This window comes from Pseudomonas sp. G3-19 (genome assembly GCF_054855875.1).
The window spans coordinates 4094630-4113751 of sequence record NZ_JBMPIQ010000003.1 but is presented as its reverse complement, the minus strand read 5'-3'; the positions used below and the strand labels follow the sequence as shown (position 1 = coordinate 4113751).

At 61.1% G+C, this 19122-nt stretch carries 17 protein-coding genes; 11 read left to right on the top strand and 6 right to left on the bottom strand.

The features are described 5' to 3' along the window. Positions 1 to 55: 55 nt before the first annotated feature. The gene (locus ACOYXI_RS18965; RefSeq protein WP_003229628.1) at positions 56 to 460 is read right to left on the bottom strand and encodes an acyl-CoA thioesterase; all 405 of its coding nucleotides are present in this window, start codon (positions 458 to 460) and stop codon (positions 56 to 58) included. Positions 461 to 837: 377 nt separating this feature from the next. On the opposite strand from ACOYXI_RS18965, the gene ACOYXI_RS18960 reads away from it, so the two are divergent. The 8 genes from ACOYXI_RS18960 to ACOYXI_RS18925 all read left to right on the top strand — a co-directional run bounded on the left by ACOYXI_RS18960 (position 838) and on the right by ACOYXI_RS18925 (position 11671). Beyond that, positions 838 to 2136 carry an MFS transporter gene (locus ACOYXI_RS18960; RefSeq protein WP_247267161.1) on the top strand — a complete coding sequence of 433 codons (1299 nt, stop codon included), beginning with the start codon at positions 838 to 840 and terminating at the stop codon, positions 2134 to 2136. 254 nt (positions 2137 to 2390) lie between these two features. After that, a complete protein-coding gene (locus tag ACOYXI_RS18955; protein WP_086792482.1) occupies positions 2391 to 3395 on the top strand; it encodes a phosphate ABC transporter substrate-binding protein PstS in 1005 nt (334 codons plus the stop codon). Between the two features lie 483 nt (positions 3396 to 3878). After that, positions 3879 to 5912: an ABC transporter permease subunit gene (locus tag ACOYXI_RS18950; protein ID WP_193774904.1), complete on the top strand. Its 2034-nt coding sequence runs from the start codon at positions 3879 to 3881 to the stop codon at positions 5910 to 5912. Between the two features lie 15 nt (positions 5913 to 5927). Beyond that, on the top strand, positions 5928 to 7598 hold the full coding sequence (gene pstA, locus ACOYXI_RS18945) for a phosphate ABC transporter permease PstA (protein ID WP_007962288.1): 1671 nt from the start codon (positions 5928 to 5930) through the stop codon (positions 7596 to 7598). A gap of 161 nt (positions 7599 to 7759) precedes the next feature. After that, the gene (gene pstB / locus ACOYXI_RS18940) at positions 7760 to 8593 is read left to right on the top strand and encodes a phosphate ABC transporter ATP-binding protein PstB (protein ID WP_007962289.1); all 834 of its coding nucleotides are present in this window, start codon (positions 7760 to 7762) and stop codon (positions 8591 to 8593) included. Positions 8594 to 8663: 70 nt separating this feature from the next. Further along, positions 8664 to 9425: a phosphate signaling complex protein PhoU gene (gene phoU / locus ACOYXI_RS18935; RefSeq protein ID WP_003229617.1), complete on the top strand. Its 762-nt coding sequence runs from the start codon at positions 8664 to 8666 to the stop codon at positions 9423 to 9425. Between the two features lie 180 nt (positions 9426 to 9605). Further along, positions 9606 to 10565, top strand: coding sequence for a response regulator (locus ACOYXI_RS18930; protein ID WP_027610371.1), 960 nt, complete (start codon positions 9606 to 9608; stop codon positions 10563 to 10565). A gap of 209 nt (positions 10566 to 10774) precedes the next feature. Further along, positions 10775 to 11671 carry a peptidoglycan DD-metalloendopeptidase family protein gene (locus ACOYXI_RS18925; protein WP_027610372.1) on the top strand — a complete coding sequence of 299 codons (897 nt, stop codon included), beginning with the start codon at positions 10775 to 10777 and terminating at the stop codon, positions 11669 to 11671. Between the two features lie 186 nt (positions 11672 to 11857). Here ACOYXI_RS18925 and ACOYXI_RS18920 read toward each other — a convergent pair whose 3' ends face one another. From ACOYXI_RS18920 to phoB, 3 genes are all read right to left on the bottom strand, one after another. Further along, positions 11858 to 13198: a hemolysin family protein gene (locus ACOYXI_RS18920; RefSeq protein ID WP_003229612.1), complete on the bottom strand. Its 1341-nt coding sequence runs from the start codon at positions 13196 to 13198 to the stop codon at positions 11858 to 11860. 123 nt (positions 13199 to 13321) lie between these two features. After that, positions 13322 to 14608, bottom strand: a complete 1287-nt coding sequence (gene phoR / locus ACOYXI_RS18915) for a phosphate regulon sensor histidine kinase PhoR (RefSeq protein ID WP_246881625.1) — start codon at positions 14606 to 14608, stop codon at positions 13322 to 13324. A gap of 74 nt (positions 14609 to 14682) precedes the next feature. Continuing rightward, positions 14683 to 15372: a phosphate regulon transcriptional regulator PhoB gene (gene phoB, locus ACOYXI_RS18910; protein ID WP_003229608.1), complete on the bottom strand. Its 690-nt coding sequence runs from the start codon at positions 15370 to 15372 to the stop codon at positions 14683 to 14685. A 151-nt stretch (positions 15373 to 15523) separates the two neighbouring features. On the opposite strand from phoB, the gene ACOYXI_RS18905 reads away from it, so the two are divergent. Further along, complete coding sequence (locus ACOYXI_RS18905) at positions 15524 to 15907, top strand: COG4315 family predicted lipoprotein (protein ID WP_027610374.1); 384 nt, start codon at positions 15524 to 15526, stop codon at positions 15905 to 15907. 112 nt (positions 15908 to 16019) lie between these two features. On the opposite strand, the gene ubiA is transcribed toward ACOYXI_RS18905, so the two are convergent. Together ubiA and ACOYXI_RS18895 are read right to left on the bottom strand one after the other, a co-directional pair. Then, complete coding sequence (ubiA, locus tag ACOYXI_RS18900; protein WP_134785017.1) at positions 16020 to 16910, bottom strand: 4-hydroxybenzoate octaprenyltransferase; 891 nt, start codon at positions 16908 to 16910, stop codon at positions 16020 to 16022. Further along, on the bottom strand, positions 16910 to 17470 hold the full coding sequence (locus ACOYXI_RS18895) for a chorismate--pyruvate lyase family protein (RefSeq protein ID WP_134785016.1): 561 nt from the start codon (positions 17468 to 17470) through the stop codon (positions 16910 to 16912). The genes ubiA and ACOYXI_RS18895 overlap by 1 nt, the downstream gene beginning before the upstream one ends. A 200-nt stretch (positions 17471 to 17670) precedes the next feature. Between ACOYXI_RS18895 and ACOYXI_RS18890 the strand changes: the two genes are divergently transcribed. Beyond that, on the top strand, positions 17671 to 17838 hold the full coding sequence (locus tag ACOYXI_RS18890; RefSeq protein ID WP_003229600.1) for a rubredoxin: 168 nt from the start codon (positions 17671 to 17673) through the stop codon (positions 17836 to 17838). Between the two features lie 20 nt (positions 17839 to 17858). Beyond that, complete coding sequence (locus ACOYXI_RS18885) at positions 17859 to 19007, top strand: NAD(P)/FAD-dependent oxidoreductase (RefSeq protein WP_461675154.1); 1149 nt, start codon at positions 17859 to 17861, stop codon at positions 19005 to 19007. The last annotated feature ends 115 nt before the right edge of the window (positions 19008 to 19122 follow it).

Genomic DNA, 19122 nt, shown 5'->3' with positions numbered 1-19122 from the left:
GCAACTCTCGATCAGACACTTGGGACGACTATCGACCGCAAAACCGCGGCGATGTTTAACGCGCGCGCGGTGGCACTGAGCGGGTGCGACCGCTGCCGTCGATGGCGACGAAGACGAATACCGCCTCGGTCACTTTACGCCACTCGCTGGACAGCGGATCGTCGCTCCACACTTCGACCATCATCTGGATCGAGCTGCGGCCGATTTCCAGGGTCTGGGTATAAAAGGACAATTGCGCGCCCACCGCGACCGGCACCAGGAAGGCCATGCGGTCGATGGCGACAGTGGCTACGCGACCACCGGCCACGCGGCTGGCCATTGCGGTACCCGCCAGATCCATCTGCGCCACCAGCCAGCCGCCGAAAATATCGCCAAAGCCGTTGGTTTCGCGCGGGAGTGCGGTAATTTGCAAGGCCAGGTCGCCTTGCGGGATCGGATCTTCTTGTTCGAGCTCTATCATGCCGGGGGTGCCTCTGACCCGTGACTCTTCGTTGGTATTGCTGGTGGTAGCCGTCTTCAGGAAAAACGATTCAGCACCGAACATACTGCGTTCGTCACGTTTTCCATAGGCGCCTAAAGGGGAAACTCTGCGAAACCGGCTGATCCCGTTCAAAGGTCGGGCCAACGACGTTTTCGCACAGCAACCCCCTACAAACCGGAGCAAGGTTGCGAGTATATCGGTCGGTAGACTCCGCGACGACCATCGGGTTCTGATTTTGACCGGCAAATACGCGCCTCTATGTGCTTTTTCGAACAATTTGCTATGGTGCCGAACCTGCCCAAGCCACAGCCAGCGTTGTTGTGGCGGTAGATCCGCCTATAAGAGAAGCCCTTGCCATGACCACAGCGCCTTCGAGCCTCGCGCAGCCCGAGCAACCTGCACGCCCCCTGACCCGCAATGACTACAAGACTCTGTCGCTATCGGCCCTGGGCGGTGCGCTGGAGTTTTACGATTTCATCATCTTCGTGTTCTTCGCCACCGTGGTCGGCAAGCTGTTCTTCCCGGCCGACATGCCCGAGTGGCTGCGCCTGATGCAGACCTTCGGCATTTTCGCCGCCGGTTACCTTGCGCGGCCGCTGGGCGGCATCGTCATGGCGCACTTCGGCGACCTGCTGGGGCGCAAGAAGATGTTCACCCTGAGCATTTTCATGATGGCCGTGCCGACCCTGATCATGGGCCTGCTGCCGACCTACGCGCAGATCGGTATGTGGGCGCCGATCCTGCTGTTGTTGATGCGAGTTATCCAGGGCGCGGCGATTGGCGGGGAAGTGCCGGGGGCGTGGGTCTTCGTTTCCGAACACGTGCCGCAAAAGCACATCGGCTACGCCTGCGGCACCCTGACCAGCGGCCTGACCGCCGGCATCCTGCTCGGCTCATTGGTCGCCACGGCGATCAACAGCATTTATACCCCGGGGGAAGTCGCCGATTACGCCTGGCGGATCCCGTTCCTGCTCGGAGGCGTGTTCGGTCTGTTCTCGGTGTACCTGCGCCGCTGGCTGCATGAAACCCCGGTGTTCGCCGAGCTGCAACTGCGCAAGGCGCTCGCCGAAGAAGTACCGCTGCGTGCGGTACTGCGTGACCATCGCGGGGCGATTGCGGTCTCGATGCTGCTGACCTGGCTGCTGTCCGCCGGGATTGTCGTGGTGATCCTGATGACCCCGACCGTGCTGCAGACGGTCTATCACTTCTCGCCAACGGTGGCGCTGCAATCGAACAGTCTGGCGATCGTGTTCCTCAGCGTCGGTTGCATCATCTCCGGTGCCCTGGCGGATCGGTTTGGCGCCGGCCGGGTGTTTGTCTTCGGTTCCCTGGGCTTGCTGATCAGCTCCTGGACCTTCTATCACAGCCTCGCCGATCACCCGAACTGGCTGTTCCCGCTGTATGCGTTGACCGGTCTGCTGGTTGGCACCATCGGTGCGGTGCCATACGTGATGGTCAAGGCATTCCCGCCGGTGGTGCGCTTCAGCGGATTGTCGTTCTCGTACAACGTGGCGTACGCGATCTTCGGTGGCCTGACGCCGATGGTGGTCAGCCTGCTGCTTAAAGAGAGTGCGATGGGCCCGGCTTACTATGTGGCGGTGCTGTGCGCGATGGGGATTCTGGTGGGGGCGTGGCTCTGGAAAAAGGGGCGCTGAAAATCTTCACCTGTGGGAGCGGGCTTGCTCGCGAATGCGTTGTGTCGTCTGCATATGAATAGGCTGACACGGCCTCTTCGCGAGCAAGCCCGCTCCCACATTAGTTCTGTGTTGTTCTCTGAGATCTTCGAATCATCCTGCAAAACCCGGATGCTGGCCTTTCATCCAATTGTCATATTTCAGCCATAGAGTGTTCACACGGCCTGCTGATACTTGGCCCCGACTTAACACACCCTATCTGCTAGGAGTAAGGCATGAAACTGAAGCGTTTGATGGCGGCAATGACTTTTGTCGCTGCTGGCGTTGCGACTGCCCACGCGGTAGCCGCTGGCGTTGACCCGGCAATTCCGGCTTACACCAAGGTCACCGGTGTATCGGGCAACTTGTCCAGCGTTGGTTCCGACACTCTGGCCAACCTCATGACCCTGTGGGCTGAGAACTACAAGAAAGAATACCCGAACGTAAACATCCAGATTCAGGCCGCTGGCTCCGCCACCGCGCCACCTGCGCTGACTGAAGGCACCTCCAACCTCGGCCCGATGAGCCGCAAGATGAAGGACACCGAACTGGCGGCCTTCGAACAGAAATACGGCTACAAGCCAACCGCTATCCCGGTGGCCGTGGACGCCCTGGCGGTGTTCGTGCACAAGGACAACCCGATCCAGCACCTGACCATGGAACAGGTTGACGCGATCTTCTCGTCCACCCGTCTGTGCGGCGCCAAAGCCGACGTGAAAACCTGGGGCGACCTGGGTGTGACCGGCGACCTGGCCAACAAGCCAGTGCAACTGTTCGGTCGTAACTCGGTATCCGGCACCTACGGCTACTTCAAAGAAGAAGCCTTGTGCAAAGGCGACTACAAACCTAACGTCAACGAACAACCAGGCTCGGCGTCGGTTGTGCAGTCGATCAGCTCCTCGCTGAACGGCATCGGTTACTCGGGCATCGGCTACAAGACTGCCAGCGTGAAGACCGTTGCTCTGTCGAAGAAAGGCAGCACTGACTTCATCGAAGACACCGAAGAAAACGCCCTGAACGGCAAGTACCCGCTGTCGCGCTTCCTCTACGTTTACGTGAACAAGGCCCCGAACAAGCCTCTGGCCCCGCTGGAAGCCGAGTTCGTGAAACTGGTTCTGTCCAAACAGGGCCAGGAAGTTGTGGTGAAAGACGGCTACATCCCACTGCCGGCCAAGGTTGCTGCAAAAGCACTGGCTGACCTGGGTCTGCAGGAAGGCGGCGCTGAAGTCGCAAAAAAGTAACAAACTGAGTCCGTAGTAAATACCCTTCGGACTCCACTGTGGGAGCGGGCTTGCTCGCGAAGAGGCCTTCAGATTCGGCATCTTCGTTGACTGAATAAGCGCTTTCGCGAGCAAGCCCGCTCCCACAGATTCTTCGAATTCTCTGATCCTCCTCCAGTACCCGCTGGCGGTGGATTTGCTGCGTCACTGCACTGTCATCTTTCTGTCATACAGGATCGCTAGGGTGAGCGCATGAATGATCTGGCCAATTCCCCAATGACTACGACTTCCCCTCCCAAGCGCATTGATTTCAATACGCCTGAGCTGCAACGCAAGCGCCGCATTCGCGCGCTCAAGGATCGCTTCACCCGCTGGTACGTCCTCGTTGGCGGTCTGGCGGTGCTGGCAGCCATCACCCTGATCTTCTTCTTCCTCGCCTACGTCGTTGCACCGTTGTTCCAGGGTGCCAGTCTGACCGCGAAAGATGCCATTACCCCAGCCTGGATGCAGGACGCCGGCAAGCCGCTGATGATTTCGCTCGAAGAGCAGAATCAGGTGGCGATGCGCGTTTCCGACAAGGGCCAGGCGCTGTTCTTCGACATCGACAGTGGCGCTGAATTGAAGCGCGTCGATCTGCCGGTGCCTGCCGGCGCTACCGTAACTTCCATTGGCGAAGACCAGCCAGGTCATCCGCTGGTAGCCGTGGGCCTGTCCAACGGCCAGGCGCTGGTGTTCCGTCACACCTATAAAGTCAGCTACCCCGATGGCAAGAAAACCATCACCCCGGCCATCGAATACCCGTATGGCGAAGCGCCGATCGCGGTGAACGAGGGCGGCGGTGCGCTGGAGCACGTCAGCCTCAACGCCACCGATTCGACGCTGATGCTGGTCGGTTCTACCGGTTCGCAACTCAATGTGCTGGCGCTGACCAGCGAAGAAAACATGATGACCGGCGAAGTCACCAACGAGCAGAAGCGTATCGAGCTGCCGCAGATGACTGAACCGGTGAAAAACATCTTCGTCGACCCGCGCCAGCAATGGCTGTACGTGGTCAACGGGCGTGCCCAGGCCGACGTGTTCAGCTTGCGCGACAAGAGCCTCAACGGTCGCTACAAGCTGCTGGAAAACGCTGACGCCGAAGTCACCGCGAGCACGCAACTGGTGGGCGGCATCTCGCTGATCATCGGTGATTCCAAGGGTGGCCTGGCCCAGTGGTTCATGGCTCGCGATACCGATGGCGAGCTGCGCCTGAAGCAGATCCGCACCTTCCAGATGGGCACCACGCCGATTGTTGAAATTACCGCCGAAGAGCGTCGCAAGGGCTTCGTGGCCCTCGATGCCAGCGGCAAGCTCGGCGTGTTCCACAGCACCGCGCACCGCACCCTGCTGGTCGAGCCGGTGGCCGAAGGCCAGGGCCTGTTCGGTCTGTCGCCGCGCGCCAACCGGGTGATCGTCGAGGCCGGCGGCAAGCTGCAACCGCTGCTGCTCGACAACCCGCACCCGGAAGTGTCGTGGAGCGCGTTGTGGAGCAAGGTCTGGTACGAAAACTACGACGAGCCTAAATACGTCTGGCAATCGACCGCCGCCAACACCGATTTCGAACCGAAACTGAGCCTGTCGCCACTGACCTTCGGCACCCTGAAGGCGGCGTTCTACGCCATGCTGCTGGCTGCGCCGCTGGCGGTTGCCGCAGCGATCTACACCGCGTACTTCATGGCCCCGGGCATGCGCCGCAAGGTCAAACCGGTGATCGAGCTGATGGAAGCGATGCCGACGGTAATCCTCGGTTTCTTCGCCGGTCTGTTCCTCGCCCCGTATGTGGAAGGGCATCTGCCGGGCATCTTCAGCCTGCTGATGCTGTTGCCGATCGGCATTCTGGTCGCCGGCTTCACCTTCAGTCGTCTGCCTGAGTCGATCCGCCTGAAAGTCCCGGATGGCTGGGAAAGTGCGCTGTTGATTCCGGTGATCCTGTTTGTCGGTTGGCTGTCGCTGTACATGAGTCCGTACATGGAGAACTGGTTCTTCGGCGGTGACATGCGCATGTGGATCTCCCACGACCTGGGCATCACCTACGACCAGCGCAACGCTCTGGTGGTCGGTCTGGCGATGGGTTTTGCGGTGATCCCGAACATCTACTCGATTGCCGAAGATGCCGTGTTCAGTGTGCCGCGTGGCCTGACCCTCGGTTCCCTGGCGCTCGGTGCCACGCCGTGGCAGACCATGACCCGCGTGGTGATCCTCACCGCCAGCCCGGGGATCTTCTCCGCGCTGATGATCGGCATGGGCCGTGCGGTCGGCGAAACCATGATCGTGCTGATGGCCACGGGTAACACCCCGGTCATGGAAATGAACCTGTTCGAAGGCCTGCGCACCCTGGCCGCCAACGTCGCGGTGGAAATGCCCGAGTCGGAAGTCGGCGGCAGCCACTACCGCGTGCTGTTCCTCTCGGCGCTGGTGCTGCTGTTGTTCACCTTCGTCATGAACACCCTGGCAGAACTGATTCGTCAGCGTCTGCGCAAGAAATACTCGTCGCTTTAAGAAAGGTAGAAGTCTGTGAAACAGAACTCCCTGAATGGATGGTTCAAGAGCGGCGCCCCGGGCGTCTGGATCAGCGGTGGCGCGGTGTCCATCGCGGTCATCATGACCATTGGCCTGCTGGCGGTGATTGCCGTGCGCGGTCTGGGTCACTTCTGGCCGGCGGACCTGATCCACGCCAGCTACGACGTACCGGGCCAGGCCAATCATCTGGTCATCGGCGAAGTGGTACAGAAAGAAGAGGTGCCGCGTGCACGCCTGAAAAGCGCCGGCCTGCCGGTGCCTGATCAGGGCCCGGAATTCATGACCCGCGAGCTGATCAAGGTCGGCAACCGTGACCTGAACGGCAACGACTTCACCTGGGTGGTCGGCGAGTGGCTGACCAAGCAGACCACGCCGCCGGAACTGATGGCGATCGAGCGTCGCGAGTGGGGCAACTTCTACGGCTACCTGGTCAACGTCAAACAGGACGGCAAGGTGATCGCCGAAGGCGAAGCGGCCTGGCCTGAGCTGCAAGCGCGGATCAACCGTGTGAACGGCCTTGCTGCACAACTCAAATCGCTGGAAAAGACCGACATCGGTGCGATCAACGCAGGGCTCGAGCGCATCCGTCTGCACGGGCGCAAACTGGAACTCGACGGCAAGCTCGACGCCACCGCGCAAGCGGACATGGACGCCGAGCGTGCCGAGCTGAACGCGCGTTATCAGGACATCGAAGCGCGTCTGAGCGATCTGCATGCGCAGTTCAACCGCGACGCGTTGACTGCTCGCGATGCCAACGGCAAAGAGATCGAAATCAGCCTGGGCAAAGTGGTTCACGCCTATCAGCCGAATGCCATGGGCACGATGACCAAGATCGGTTTCTACTTCAGCAAGGTCTGGGAATTCCTTTCCGACGATCCGCGTGAAGCGAACACCGAAGGCGGGATCTTCCCGGCGATTTTCGGCACGGTGATGATGACCCTGATCATGGCGATGATCGTGACTCCGTTCGGCGTGCTGGCGGCGGTCTACCTGCGTGAATACGCCAAGCAGAACGCCCTGACCCGGATCATCCGCATCGCCGTGAACAACCTCGCCGGCGTTCCGGCGATCGTCTACGGCGTATTCGGTCTGGGCTTCTTCGTCTACGTGCTGGGTGGTTCGGTCGACCGTTTGTTCTTCCCCGAAGCACTGCCGGCGCCGACGTTCGGTACTCCGGGTCTGCTCTGGGCCTCGCTGACCCTGGCGCTGCTGGCGGTGCCGGTGGTGATCGTGGCGACCGAGGAAGGTCTGGCGCGTATCCCGCGCACCGTCCGTGAAGGCTCGCTGGCGCTGGGCGCGACCAAGGCCGAAACGCTGTGGAAGATCGTCCTGCCAATGGCCAGCCCGGCAATGATGACCGGCATGATCCTCGCCGTGGCCCGCGCCGCCGGTGAAGTGGCGCCGCTGATGCTGGTGGGTGTGGTGAAGCTGGCGCCGTCGCTGCCGGTGGACGGCAACTACCCATACCTGCACCTGGACCAGAAGATCATGCACCTGGGCTTCCACATCTATGACGTCGGCTTCCAGAGCCCGAACGTCGAAGCGGCACGACCGCTGGTGTACGCCACGGCGCTGCTGCTGGTGCTGGTGATCGCCACGTTGAACCTGTCGGCGGTGTGGATTCGTAACCACCTGCGCGAAAAATACAAAGCTTTGGACAGTTGATATTCCTGTGGGAGCGGGCTTGCTCGCGAAAGCGGTGGGTCAGGCGACATTGATGTCGAGTGTGCCGGCCTCTTCGCGAGCAAGCCCGCTCCCACCCTAGATTGAGTACAGCCGCACCAAGCGGCTAACCGAACCGAATTTGTTAGCACAGGGAGCCTCCCATGCAGCACGAAACACATACCCACGGCATCAACATGTCGGCCCTGGGTCGCGACAAGCAGAGCCTGAGCCTTGAGCAGGAAACCGTGGCCATCGAAGTCCCGGGCCTGAGCCTGTTCTACGGCGAGAAGCAGGCGCTGTTCGACGTCAGCATGAACATCCCGAAACAGCGCGTGACCGCGTTTATCGGCCCATCCGGCTGCGGCAAGTCCACGCTGCTGCGTACCTTCAATCGTATGAACGACCTGGTTGACGGTTGCCGTGTCGAAGGTGCGATCAACCTGTACGGCAACAACATCTACCGCAAAGGTGAAGACGTTGCCGAGCTGCGTCGCCGCGTCGGCATGGTGTTCCAGAAGCCCAACCCGTTCCCCAAAACCATCTACGAAAACGTGGTCTACGGGCTGCGCATCCAGGGCATCAACAAGAAGCGCATTCTCGACGAAGCGGTCGAGTGGGCATTGAAAGGCGCGGCGCTGTGGGACGAAGTCAAAGACCGTCTGCACGACTCGGCACTCGGCCTGTCCGGTGGTCAGCAGCAGCGTCTGGTGATCGCGCGCACCATCGCCGTTGAACCGGAAGTGTTGCTGCTCGACGAACCGTGCTCGGCCCTCGATCCGATCTCGACCCTGAAAGTCGAAGAGCTGATCTACGAGCTGAAGTCCAAGTTCACCATCGTCATCGTGACCCACAACATGCAGCAGGCCGCGCGGGTTTCCGACTACACGGCGTTCATGTACATGGGCAAACTGGTGGAATTCGGCGACACCGATACCCTGTTCACCAATCCGGCGAAGAAACAGACCGAAGACTACATCACCGGTCGTTATGGCTGACAGTTGCGGTTATTCACAGAATTGACGCTGCGGCCCACCGCACCTTACCGGACGCTCCAAGGACGCCAACATGATTAGTAAAGAAGGCCTTACCCACCACATCTCCGCGCAGTTCAACGCCGAGCTTGAGGAAGTGCGCAGCCACCTCCTGGCCATGGGCGGGCTGGTCGAGAAGCAGGTCAACGACGCGGTCACCGCGCTGATCGAGGCCGATTCCGGTCTGGCCCAGCAGGTGCGCGAGATCGACGACCAGATCAATCAGATGGAACGCAACATCGACGAAGAATGCCTGCGCATTCTCGCCCGTCGTCAGCCGGCGGCGTCCGACCTGCGGCTGATCATCAGCATCTCCAAGTCGGTGATCGACCTGGAGCGCATCGGCGACGAAGCGACCAAGATCGCCCGCCGTGCCATTCAGCTGTGCGAAGAAGGCGAAGCGCCGCGTGGTTACGTCGAGGTCCGTCACATCGGCGATCAGGTGCGCAACATGGTTCGCGATGCGCTGGACGCGTTTGCCCGCTTCGATGCCGATCTAGCCTTGTCGGTGGCGCAATACGACAAGGTCATCGACCGCGAATACAAGACCGCCCTGCGCGAGCTGGCGACCTACATGATGGAAGACCCGCGCTCTATCTCGCGGGTTCTGAGCATCATCTGGGTGCTGCGTTCGCTGGAACGCATCGGCGATCATGCGCGCAACATCTCGGAACTGGTGATCTACCTGGTGCGCGGCACCGATGTGCGCCACCTGGGCCTCAAACGCATGAAAGAAGAAGTTGAAGGTACAAGCGGCGAAACCGCTAATGTTCCGGGCAATGCTGACGATAAGTAAGATTGCCTGAGAAAAGCGCCCGGCCCTTTGGCCGGGCGTTTTTGTTTAGGGCGCCTGAATCAGGAAATCGAATTAAAAAGCAGCACCCGCGAACGAAAAGTCCCGGCGTGACTGAAGATTGTTGGCAATGTGCCATCAGTAAAAGCGGTATGCTTGCCGGGATTTTTATAGGGGTGTTGGATGAGCAAGATCAGTGTGTTGGTCGTGGACGATGCTTCGTTCATTCGTGACCTGGTGAAAAAGTGCCTGCGTAATTACTTCCCGGGGATCCGCACCGAGGACGCCGTCAACGGCAAAAAGGCCCAGGCCATGCTGGCCAGGGAAGCGTTTGACCTGGTGCTGTGCGACTGGGAAATGCCGGAAATGTCCGGCCTCGAGCTGCTGACCTGGTGCCGCGAGCAGGACAATCTCAAGACCATGCCGTTCGTCATGGTCACCAGCCGTGGCGATAAAGAGAACGTGGTGCAGGCGATCCAGGCCGGGGTTTCCGGCTACGTCAGCAAGCCGTTCACCAACGAACAACTGCTGACCAAGGTCAAGCAGGCGCTGAACAAGGTTGGCAAGCTCGACACCCTGATGAACAGCGCGCCGACCAAGATGAACTCGGCGTTCGGCAACGATTCCCTGAGCGCATTGACCGGCGGCAAGCCTGCCGTGGTCGGTGCTGCGCCGGCGGCCGCTGCTGCGGTCAATCCGTTTGCCAAACCGGCTGTTGTCGCGCCAACGCCAGCTGCTGCGCCGTCGCGCGGTTTGCTTAACAGCCCGCCGGTGCAGGCACCGGCTGCCTCGAAAGCGCCAGTCGGTGGTCGTGGCCAGGGCCAGTTGCGCCTGCCAAGTGGCACCCAGCAATGCGTGATCAAGGCCCTGAGCATCAAGGAAGCGCTTTTGGTGGTGAAACGCACCGACACCCTGCCGCAGATCCTCGACAGCGCCGTGCTCGACCTGGAGCAGGGCGACAACGCCGAAATCGCCCGCCTCAACGGCTACTTGCACGCCATCGTTGCCCACGAGCAGAAAGCCGACAGCGACTGGCTGCAACTGACTTTCCGTTTCGTCGACCAGGATGCGCAGAAGCTCGATTACATCTCCCGCCTGATCGCCCGCGGCACGGCGCAGAAGCACTTCGTTCCGGGCGCTTGATCCTCGTCGCCTGACACACCGCCTTCGCGAGCAAGCCCGCTCCCACCTTTGAAATGCATTCCAAGGTGGGAGCGGGCTTGCTCGCGAAGGGGTCATCACTGACGACGTCCATTTTCCAGACTGCCCAATTTGAAACATCTGTCGACTAGCCTGGTCTGTCTCAGCTGCTAGGCTCATTTCCAGGCCTTCCTTCGACAGACTCTTTGCCCATGCTCGCGCGCCTGCTGTTTTTCTGTGGTCTTTTCCTGGCCTCCACCTCGACTGTGGCCATGACCATCTACAAATCCACCGATGCCAACGGAGTGGTCTCGTACAGCGACCGGCCGAGCAAAGGCTCGCAGGTGTTCGTGTTTCAGGACCGCATGGTCGAGCACCTCGAACGTCAGGTGTACCTCGACATCAAGAAACAGAAGGGCAGCGACGTGGTGTTCGTGCGCAACGATCTGTATGCGCCGGTCGAGATTGCACTGGCGTTTACCGGCCTGAGCAATGTGCGTGGCGCTCCGGCGCAGACGATTCGCCGGGTGCTGCCGGCGCGCAGCAATACCCGGTTGGCGTTGCTGACGGCGATCAGCCGGGGTCAGCCGCTGGTGTATTCGCCGCAATTCCAGTATTCGCTGGGTGACCCCGCAGGCGCTGCGCAGAGCTATCGCTATCCGTTGCCGTGGCGGGGCGGGCCGTTCCGTCTCAGTCAGGGCGCCAACGGCCAGTACAGCCACTACGGGCCGAAGAACCGGTATGCGATGGACATCGCCATGCCAGTTGGCACGCCGATCATTGCCGCACGGGCCGGTGTGGTGGTGAAAACCGAAAATTCACAGAGCGGGCGCGGCAATGATGCGTCCGGCAATTTCGTCCGGGTGCTGCACGACGACGGCACGATGGGTGTTTACCTGCATCTCAAGCAAGGTTCGGTGAGCGTACGCGAGGGGCAGCGGGTGACGGTTGGCAGCCCGCTGGCGCTGTCCGGCAATACCGGCAATAGCAGCGGCCCGCACCTGCACTTTGTGGTGCAGCGCAATACCGGGCAGGGGCTGGTGTCGATTCCGTATCAGTTCAACCAGCCACTGGGGGCGTTGCCCAACTTTGCGTTGGGCAAACAGTAGAAGCGTTAGGGGGCCGCTGTGGAGGGGCTTTTGTGGTGAGGGGATTTATCCCCGATGGACGGCGCAGCCGTCCCAAAATCATTGAAGGCATTGAGTCAGGAGTTACGCGATTGCAGATTACAGGGCCGCTCCGCGACCCATCGGGGATAAATCCCCTCACCACAGAAGCGTCTCCCAAAACACCCATCAATCCAGCATCAACACCTTCGCCAGCACAATCTTCGGCCCTTTCATCTTCTTGATGATGATCCGCAGGCCTTCGACTTCCAGCACTTCTTCCTCTTCCGGCACTCGTTTCAGGGTCTCGTAGACCAGACCGGCGAGGGTTTCGGCTTCGATGTGATCCAGGTCGATTCCGAGCAGGCGTTCAACCTTGAACAGCGGCGTATCACCACGCACCAGCAGCTTGCCCGGCTGATACGCGAGGATCCCGCGCTCGGCCTTGCGGTGTTCGTCCTGGATGTCGCCGACCAGCACTTCCAGCACGTCTTCCATGGTCAGGTAGCCGATGATGTTGCCGTCGGCTTCTTCCACCACGGCGAAGTGCGAGCCGCCCTTGCGGAACTGCTCCAGCAGCTGCGACAGCGGCATGTGCCGCGACACGCGCTCCAGTGGACGGGTCAGTTCAGCCAGGTTGAACGACTCCGGAATGTGGTCCAGCGCCGCCAGCTCCAGCAGCAGGTCCTTGATGTGCAGCAGGCCGACGAACTCCTGACGTTCGCTGTCGTACACCGGATACCGGCTGAACTTGTGGCGACGGAACATCGCCAGGATTTCTTTCAGCGGCGCGTTGAATTCCAGGGTGATCAGGTCTTCGCGGGAGTTGGCCCAGTCGACCACTTCCAGTTCGCCCATCTCCACCGCCGAGGCCAGCACGCGCATGCCTTGGTCGCTCGGGTCCTGACCACGGCTGGAGTGCAGGATCAGTTTCAGTTCTTCGCGGCTGTAATGGTGTTCGTGGTGCGGGCCGGGTTCGCCCTGGCCGGCGATCCGCAGAATCGCGTTGGCGCTGGCATTGAGCAGGTAGATCGCCGGGTACATCGCCCAGTAGAACAGGTACAGCGGCACCGCCGTCCACAGCGACAGCAGCTCCGGTTTGCGGATCGCCCACGACTTGGGCGCCAGCTCACCGACCACGATGTGCAGGTAGGAAATGATGAAGAACGCGGTAAAGAACGAAATGCCTTTGACCACTTCCGGCGACTGCACGCCGACCGCGCTCAGCAGCGGTTCGAGAATGTGCGCGAATGCCGGCTCACCGACCCAGCCGAGGCCGAGGGAGGCGAGGGTGATACCGAGCTGACACGCCGAGAGGTACGCATCGAGCTGACTGTGTACGGTGCGCAGGATGTGCCCGCGCCAGCCGTTCTTGTCGGCGATGGCCTCGACCCGGGTCGAGCGCAGTTTGACCATGGCGAATTCCGCCGCAACGAAGAAGCCGTTGAGCAAAACCAGGATCAGAGCGAAAAGAATCATGCCGAAATCGGCGAATATCGTAGCGAGGGACAAGCCAGGGGAAGGGTCCATGATGGAGTTTTGCAGGTTCCGTGTGATTCGTAAGAGAGAAGAAATCGCGCCTGAAAGGCAGACGCAAGTCAGCCAATGTAGCGGCTGACATGGCGATTGCCTAGTGGCGCGTGCTGGCCGGTATCACTCGGCGGCGCTGATGGCCCGTGCCTGGGCCACCTGGGCCGGGGCGAAATGGCAGGTGAACGTGCTGCCATGACCGGGCACGCTGCTGATCTCCATCCGCGCGCGATGGCGCAGCAACACGTGTTTGACGATCGCCAGGCCCAGCCCGGTGCCGCCGGTGTTGGAGTTGCGGCTGGAATCGACGCGGTAGAAGCGTTCGGTCAGGCGCGGCAGGTGCTTGCTGTCGATGCCGATCCCGGAATCCTGCACGCTCAGGTGCGCACCTTGCTCGTCGCCCCACCAGCGAATGCGGATATTGCCTTCGGCCGGGGTGTATTTCACCGCGTTGAACACCAGGTTGGAGAAGGCACTGCGCAGCTCCGCCTCGCTGCCCTTGAGCAGGAGGCGCGCATCGGCTTCGAGAGTGATTTTCTGGTTCTTCTGCCCGGACAACTGCTGGGCGTCGCTCTTGATCGACTGCAGCAGGGCGTCGATCTGCACTGGCTGGTTGTCCGACGGGTAATCGGTGGCTTCCAGTTTCGCTAACAGCAGCAGGTCGTTGAGCAGCGTCTGCATGCGCCCGCCCTGTTGCTGCATCTGCTGCAGCGCGCGGCTCCAGCGCGGATTCACTTCCTCGACGTTGTCGAGCAGGGTTTCCAGATAGCCACAGATCACCGTCAGCGGCGTGCGCAGTTCGTGGGAGACGTTGGCAATGAAGTCTTTGCGCATCTGCTCCAGCTGATGGATGCGCGTGACGTCGCGCACCAGCATCAGGTGTTCGTTGTTGCCGTAGCGCGTAAGGTACAGCTGAATGCGCACCCGATCATTGGTCGGCGAAGGGATTTCCAGCGGTTCGGCGTAGCTTTCCTGCTCGAAGTATTCCTTGAAGCGGGGATGCCGTACCAGGTTGGTTACCGGTTGGCCGCTGTCTTGCGGGGTCTTGAGGCCGAGCAGGGTTTCGGCAGCGCGGTTCCACCATTCCAGGTTGCCGTCGCTGTCGAGCATGATCACCGCGTCTTTGAGCGCGGCGGTGGACTCCTGCACCCGGTCGATCACCGCTTGCAGGCGCCCGCGTACCCGTTGATCGCGGCGTTGCAGGTGGTAGATGCTGTCGAACACCTCGCCCCACAGGCCATAGCCGTCGGGCGGTGCTTCATCGGGTTGGTGCAGGCGCAGCCATTCGTGCAGACGCAGCAGTTGCTTGAGCGTCCAGGCCAGGTAAATGCCCAGGCCTGCTGCGAGGCTCCAGCCGTAGTAGCCGGTGATCAGGCCGATCACCAGACACGCTGTGACCAGCAACAGCATGTGGCGAATCAGGGTGCCATGCCAGTTTTGATTCACGGAAAATACGGTCCTTGTCAGCGAGTCTGGCGGTCGGATCAGGCCTTGGTGGAAAACCGGTAGCCGGTGCCGCGCACGGTTTGTACCAGATTTTCGTAGGCGTCGCCGAGGGCCTTGCGCAGGCGGCGGATGTGCACGTCGACGGTGCGCTCTTCAACATAGACGTTGCCGCCCCAGACCTGATCCAGCAACTGCCCGCGCGTGTAGGCGCGTTCCTGGTGGGTCATGAAGAATTGCAGCAGACGGTATTCGGTCGGGCCCATCTCGGCCGGACGGCCGTCGATGGTTACGCGGTGGCTGATCGGGTCGAGCAGCAGGCCGCCGACTTCGATTGGCGCTTCGCCATCGGTCGGGCCGGCGCGGCGCAGCACAGCCTTGAGGCGTGCGACCAGTTCGCGTGGAGAAAACGGTTTGGTGATGTAGTCGTCGGCGCCGACTTCAAGACCCTGAATCTTGTTGTCCTCTTCGCCCTTGGCGGTGAGCATGATGATCGGGATGTCCCCGGTCAGCTCGTCACGCTTGAGGCGGCGGGCCAGTTCGATGCCGGAGGTGCCGGGCAGCATCCAGTCGAGCAGGATCAGGTCCGGTTTGCGGTCAACGATGATGGCGTGTGCCTGCTGCGAGTTCTCCGCCTCGAGGCAGTCATAGCCGGCCATTTCCAACGCAACGGCGATCATTTCGCGAATGGGCGCTTCGTCGTCGACGATCAGAATGCTCCTGCCAACCATGCCTTAATCCTCTTGTCATTTAACTGTCTTGCGCCGCATTAGATAACGGAATTATTGCAGTCGTGTGACAGTATTTTAGTCGCCCGGCGGTTGGCGTGATCCTGGACTAAGCTCTAAGTCCGAATCCTGACAACCACAAAAGAAGGTTTCCATGACTCAAATGACTGCTTCTTTCAAAGCTCTGCTGATGGCTGCTGCCGTTGCTTTACCGACCATGGCGTTTGCTGCTGAGCCAGCGATGGAGAAGGACGGCATGTTTACCGATCACAAGGGCATGACCCTGTATACCTTTGCCAAAGACTCTGCGGGCAAGTCCATGTGCAACGACAAGTGTGCGGCGAACTGGCCACCGCTAATGGCTACGGCCGGCGACAAGTCCATGGGCGACTGGACCGTGATCAAGCGCGATGACGGCAAGATGCAATGGGCTTACGAGGGCAAACCGCTGTACACCTTCGTCATGGACAAGAAGGCTGGTGACATGACCGGTGAGGGCAAAATGGACGGCGCCTGGCACGTCGCCAAGGCCAAGTAAACGCAAATCCCCTGTGGGAGCGGGCTTGCTCGCGAAAGCGGTGTGTCAGTTGACGAAGAGGCCACTGGCAAAACGCTTTCGCGAGCAAGCCCGCTCCCACAGGTTTTGTGGATCAACGCAGCGCGTAATCCAGCACAATCCCGACGAAAATCGCCAACCCGGCCCAGTGGTTGTGCAAAAACGCCTTGAAGCAACGCATCCGGTCGCGATCACGGGTGTACCAGAACTCCCACGCATAGCATCCAGCGGCCACCAACAGGCCGAGATGGAACCAGATGCCCAGCTCGAACTTCGACCCGGCCAGCAACAGGCAGCCCAGCGACAGCGCCTGCAACGTCAGGATGATCACCCGATCCGCATCGCCGAACAGAATCGCCGTGGATTTCACGCCGATCTTCAGGTCGTCGTCACGATCGGTCATCGCGTAATAGGTGTCGTAACCCACCGTCCACAGCAGATTGGCGATCCACAGCAGCCAGGCGGCGGCGGGCACGGCGCCGGTTTCGGCGGTGAATGCCATCGGCATGCCCCACGAGAACGCTGCGCCCAATACCACTTGCGGGTAATAGGTGTAGCGCTTCATGAACGGGTAGGTGAATGCCAGCGCCAGGCCGCCCAGCGACAGCCAGATGGTCGGCGCATTGGTGCACAGCACCAGCAGGAAGCTCACGCCCATCAGCAGCGCGAAGAACACCAGCGCCTCTTTCGAACTGATCTTGCCGCTGGCCAGCGGTCGTTGCGCGGTGCGTTTAACGTGGCCGTCGACCTTGCGATCGGCCCAGTCGTTGATCACACAGCCACCGGCGCGGGTCAGCACCACACCGAGGACGAAAATCACAATGTTGGCCAGCGACGGCGAGCCCTTACCGGCAATCCATAGCGCCCACAGCGTCGGCCACAGCAGCAAGTAAATGCCGATCGGCTTGTCCATGCGCGTCAGCTGAATGAAATCCCAGGCGCGCGGGTTCAAGCGGTTCAGGGATTTGAGCAGGCTCTGGTACATCAGCAGTTCTCCGGATGGGCGCGGGCGGCGCTCCACAACGTCGGCAGGAAAATCTCCGCCACCAGTACGCTCAAGGCGCCACGGTCGAAACGCGAGCGCCGGCCCCACAGCTCGGGCGCGCGGCAGGCTGGCGGCAACCAGTCTTGCGGGTAGTGACAGACCTCGATGGCGCGGCGCTGGAAGGCGTGGTCGCAAAACAGCAGTTCGCCCAGCGAGCGGCTGCCCAGTTCGTCCATGTGCAGGCCGTCGCCTTGCAGGGCGGCGCGTGACGCCACGCTACGGGCGAACACCCAGGCCTCGCCGTAACCGCGCAGATACACCTCGCGCACCCAGCCTTCGCTGCCTTCGGCCAGATCCAGCGCCGCGCATTCGTCGCTGCGCAAAGTGTCCCAGCCTTCGAACAACGGTGTGACGCTGAAGCCGTCATTCGACAGCCGCGTCAGGCGGCGGGTCAGCGAGCCTTCGTCGAACAACCAGTTCAGGGTCAACGAATCGGGAAGGGACGTCAGTCGGCTTTGAGTCAGCCAGAGCGGGGTCGGGCAGGCATTTGAATGTTGCACAATGAGTCATTATTGGCCGCAAATGAGGCGGCGAGCTTAACATGGCGTGCTGCGAATTTGATGGATCCGGGGCGCCGTTGCGCCGAACAGGCTTGCATCTGCCCGGCACCCTCAGTACAAAACGCCCTGAGCCGGATGGCAGCGCTCCCACCATCGACCGTCCGCGCCGACAAAAGCCTGAATCCTGAGGAAGTACCTGAATGAAAAAGTGGCAATGCATCGTCTGCGGCCTGATCTACAACGAAGCTGACGGTTGGCCGGATGACGGCATCGCGCCGGGCACCCTGTGGCAGGACGTGCCGGAAGACTGGCTGTGCCCGGACTGCGGCGTGGGCAAGTCGGACTTCGAAATGATCGAAATCAACTGAGAAAAACCAAGGAGTAAGGCATGAACGCACCTGTCGTAATCGTCGGCACCGGGCTTGCGGGTTACAACCTGGCCCGGGAGTTTCGCAAACTCGATGGCGAAACCCCGCTGCTGCTGATTACCGCCGATGACGGGCGCTCTTACTCCAAGCCGATGCTCTCCACCGGTTTCGGCAAGAACAAGGACGCCGATGGCCTGAGCATGGCCGAACCCGGCGCCATGGCCGAGCAATTGAAGGCCGAAGTGCGCACCCACACGCGCATCAGCGGCATCGACGCCGGCCACAAGCGCCTGTGGATCGGCGAAGAAGCGGTGTACTACCGCGATCTGATCCTCGCCTGGGGTGCGGAAACCGTGCGAGTGCCGATCGAAGGTGACGGTGCTGATCTGGTGTTCCCGATCAACGATCTCGAAGATTACGCGCGCTTTCGTGCAGCCGCTGCGGGCAAGCGCCGCGTGTTGCTGCTGGGCGCCGGGCTGATCGGCTGTGAATTCGCCAACGACCTGATCCTCGGCGGCTACGAGGTGCAACTGGTGGCGCCGTGCGAGCAAGTGATGCCGATGCTGCTGCACCCGGCCGCTGCGGCCGCCGTGCAGGCCGGGCTGGAAAGCCTGGGCGCGCGTTTTCACCTCGGCCCGGTGCTGACCCGCCTGCAAAAAGTCGCAGACGGGCTGGAAGCGCATCTGTCCGACGGGCAGGTGATTGCCTGCGATGTGGTGGTGTCGGCCATCGGCCTGCGCCCGCGCATCGATCTGGCCGCGGCGGCCGGGATGCAGGTCAATCGCGGTGTCGTAGTCGACCGGTATCTGAAGACGTCCCACGCCAATATTTACGCCTTGGGCGACTGTGCCGAGGTCGATGGGCTGAATTTGTTGTACGTGATGCCCCTCATGAGCTGTGCGCGTGCGCTGGCACAAACCCTGGCCGGCAATCCGACGGCCGTGAGTTACGGCCCGATGCCGATCACGGTGAAAACTCCGGTGTGCCCGTTGGTCGTTTCGCCACCGCCACGGGGCAGCGAAGGCGTCTGGACCGTTGAAGGGCAGGGCGCCGACATCAAGGCCCTGTGCCACAGTGCCGATGGTCAGTTGCTCGGCTATGCACTGACCGGTGCGGCGGTGATGGAAAAACTTGCTCTGAACAAACAGCTTCCGCCCCTGCTGGCGTAAATACCGGTCGTTCTGTCGGAATCACCCCGCTTTTGCCCCTACAAAGGTCGCGGGGAGACTGGCGCCGCCGGTATCCGCGTGCCATCCTCACTCCCGTCTGCCGCAGAGTAGAGCC

Coding starts and splice junctions, on each gene's coding strand:
- phoR (WP_246881625.1), bottom strand. CDS start 14,608: ATGCTGTTGCTGGTCACAGCGTGTCTGGTGATCGGCCTGATCACCGGC.
- phoU (WP_003229617.1), top strand. CDS start 8,664: ATGATTAGTAAAGAAGGCCTTACCCACCACATCTCCGCGCAGTTCAAC.
- phoB (WP_003229608.1), bottom strand. CDS start 15,372: ATGGTTGGCAGGAGCATTCTGATCGTCGACGACGAAGCGCCCATTCGC.
- ubiA (WP_134785017.1), bottom strand. CDS start 16,910: ATGTACCAGAGCCTGCTCAAATCCCTGAACCGCTTGAACCCGCGCGCC.
- ACOYXI_RS18920 (WP_003229612.1), bottom strand. CDS start 13,198: ATGGACCCTTCCCCTGGCTTGTCCCTCGCTACGATATTCGCCGATTTC.
- ACOYXI_RS18890 (WP_003229600.1), top strand. CDS start 17,671: ATGAAAAAGTGGCAATGCATCGTCTGCGGCCTGATCTACAACGAAGCT.
- pstB (WP_007962289.1), top strand. CDS start 7,760: ATGCAGCACGAAACACATACCCACGGCATCAACATGTCGGCCCTGGGT.
- ACOYXI_RS18925 (WP_027610372.1), top strand. CDS start 10,775: ATGCTCGCGCGCCTGCTGTTTTTCTGTGGTCTTTTCCTGGCCTCCACC.
- ACOYXI_RS18955 (WP_086792482.1), top strand. CDS start 2,391: ATGAAACTGAAGCGTTTGATGGCGGCAATGACTTTTGTCGCTGCTGGC.
- ACOYXI_RS18965 (WP_003229628.1), bottom strand. CDS start 460: ATGATAGAGCTCGAACAAGAAGATCCGATCCCGCAAGGCGACCTGGCC.
- ACOYXI_RS18960 (WP_247267161.1), top strand. CDS start 838: ATGACCACAGCGCCTTCGAGCCTCGCGCAGCCCGAGCAACCTGCACGC.
- ACOYXI_RS18885 (WP_461675154.1), top strand. CDS start 17,859: ATGAACGCACCTGTCGTAATCGTCGGCACCGGGCTTGCGGGTTACAAC.
- ACOYXI_RS18950 (WP_193774904.1), top strand. CDS start 3,879: ATGCAGGACGCCGGCAAGCCGCTGATGATTTCGCTCGAAGAGCAGAAT.
- ACOYXI_RS18905 (WP_027610374.1), top strand. CDS start 15,524: ATGACTCAAATGACTGCTTCTTTCAAAGCTCTGCTGATGGCTGCTGCC.
- ACOYXI_RS18930 (WP_027610371.1), top strand. CDS start 9,606: ATGAGCAAGATCAGTGTGTTGGTCGTGGACGATGCTTCGTTCATTCGT.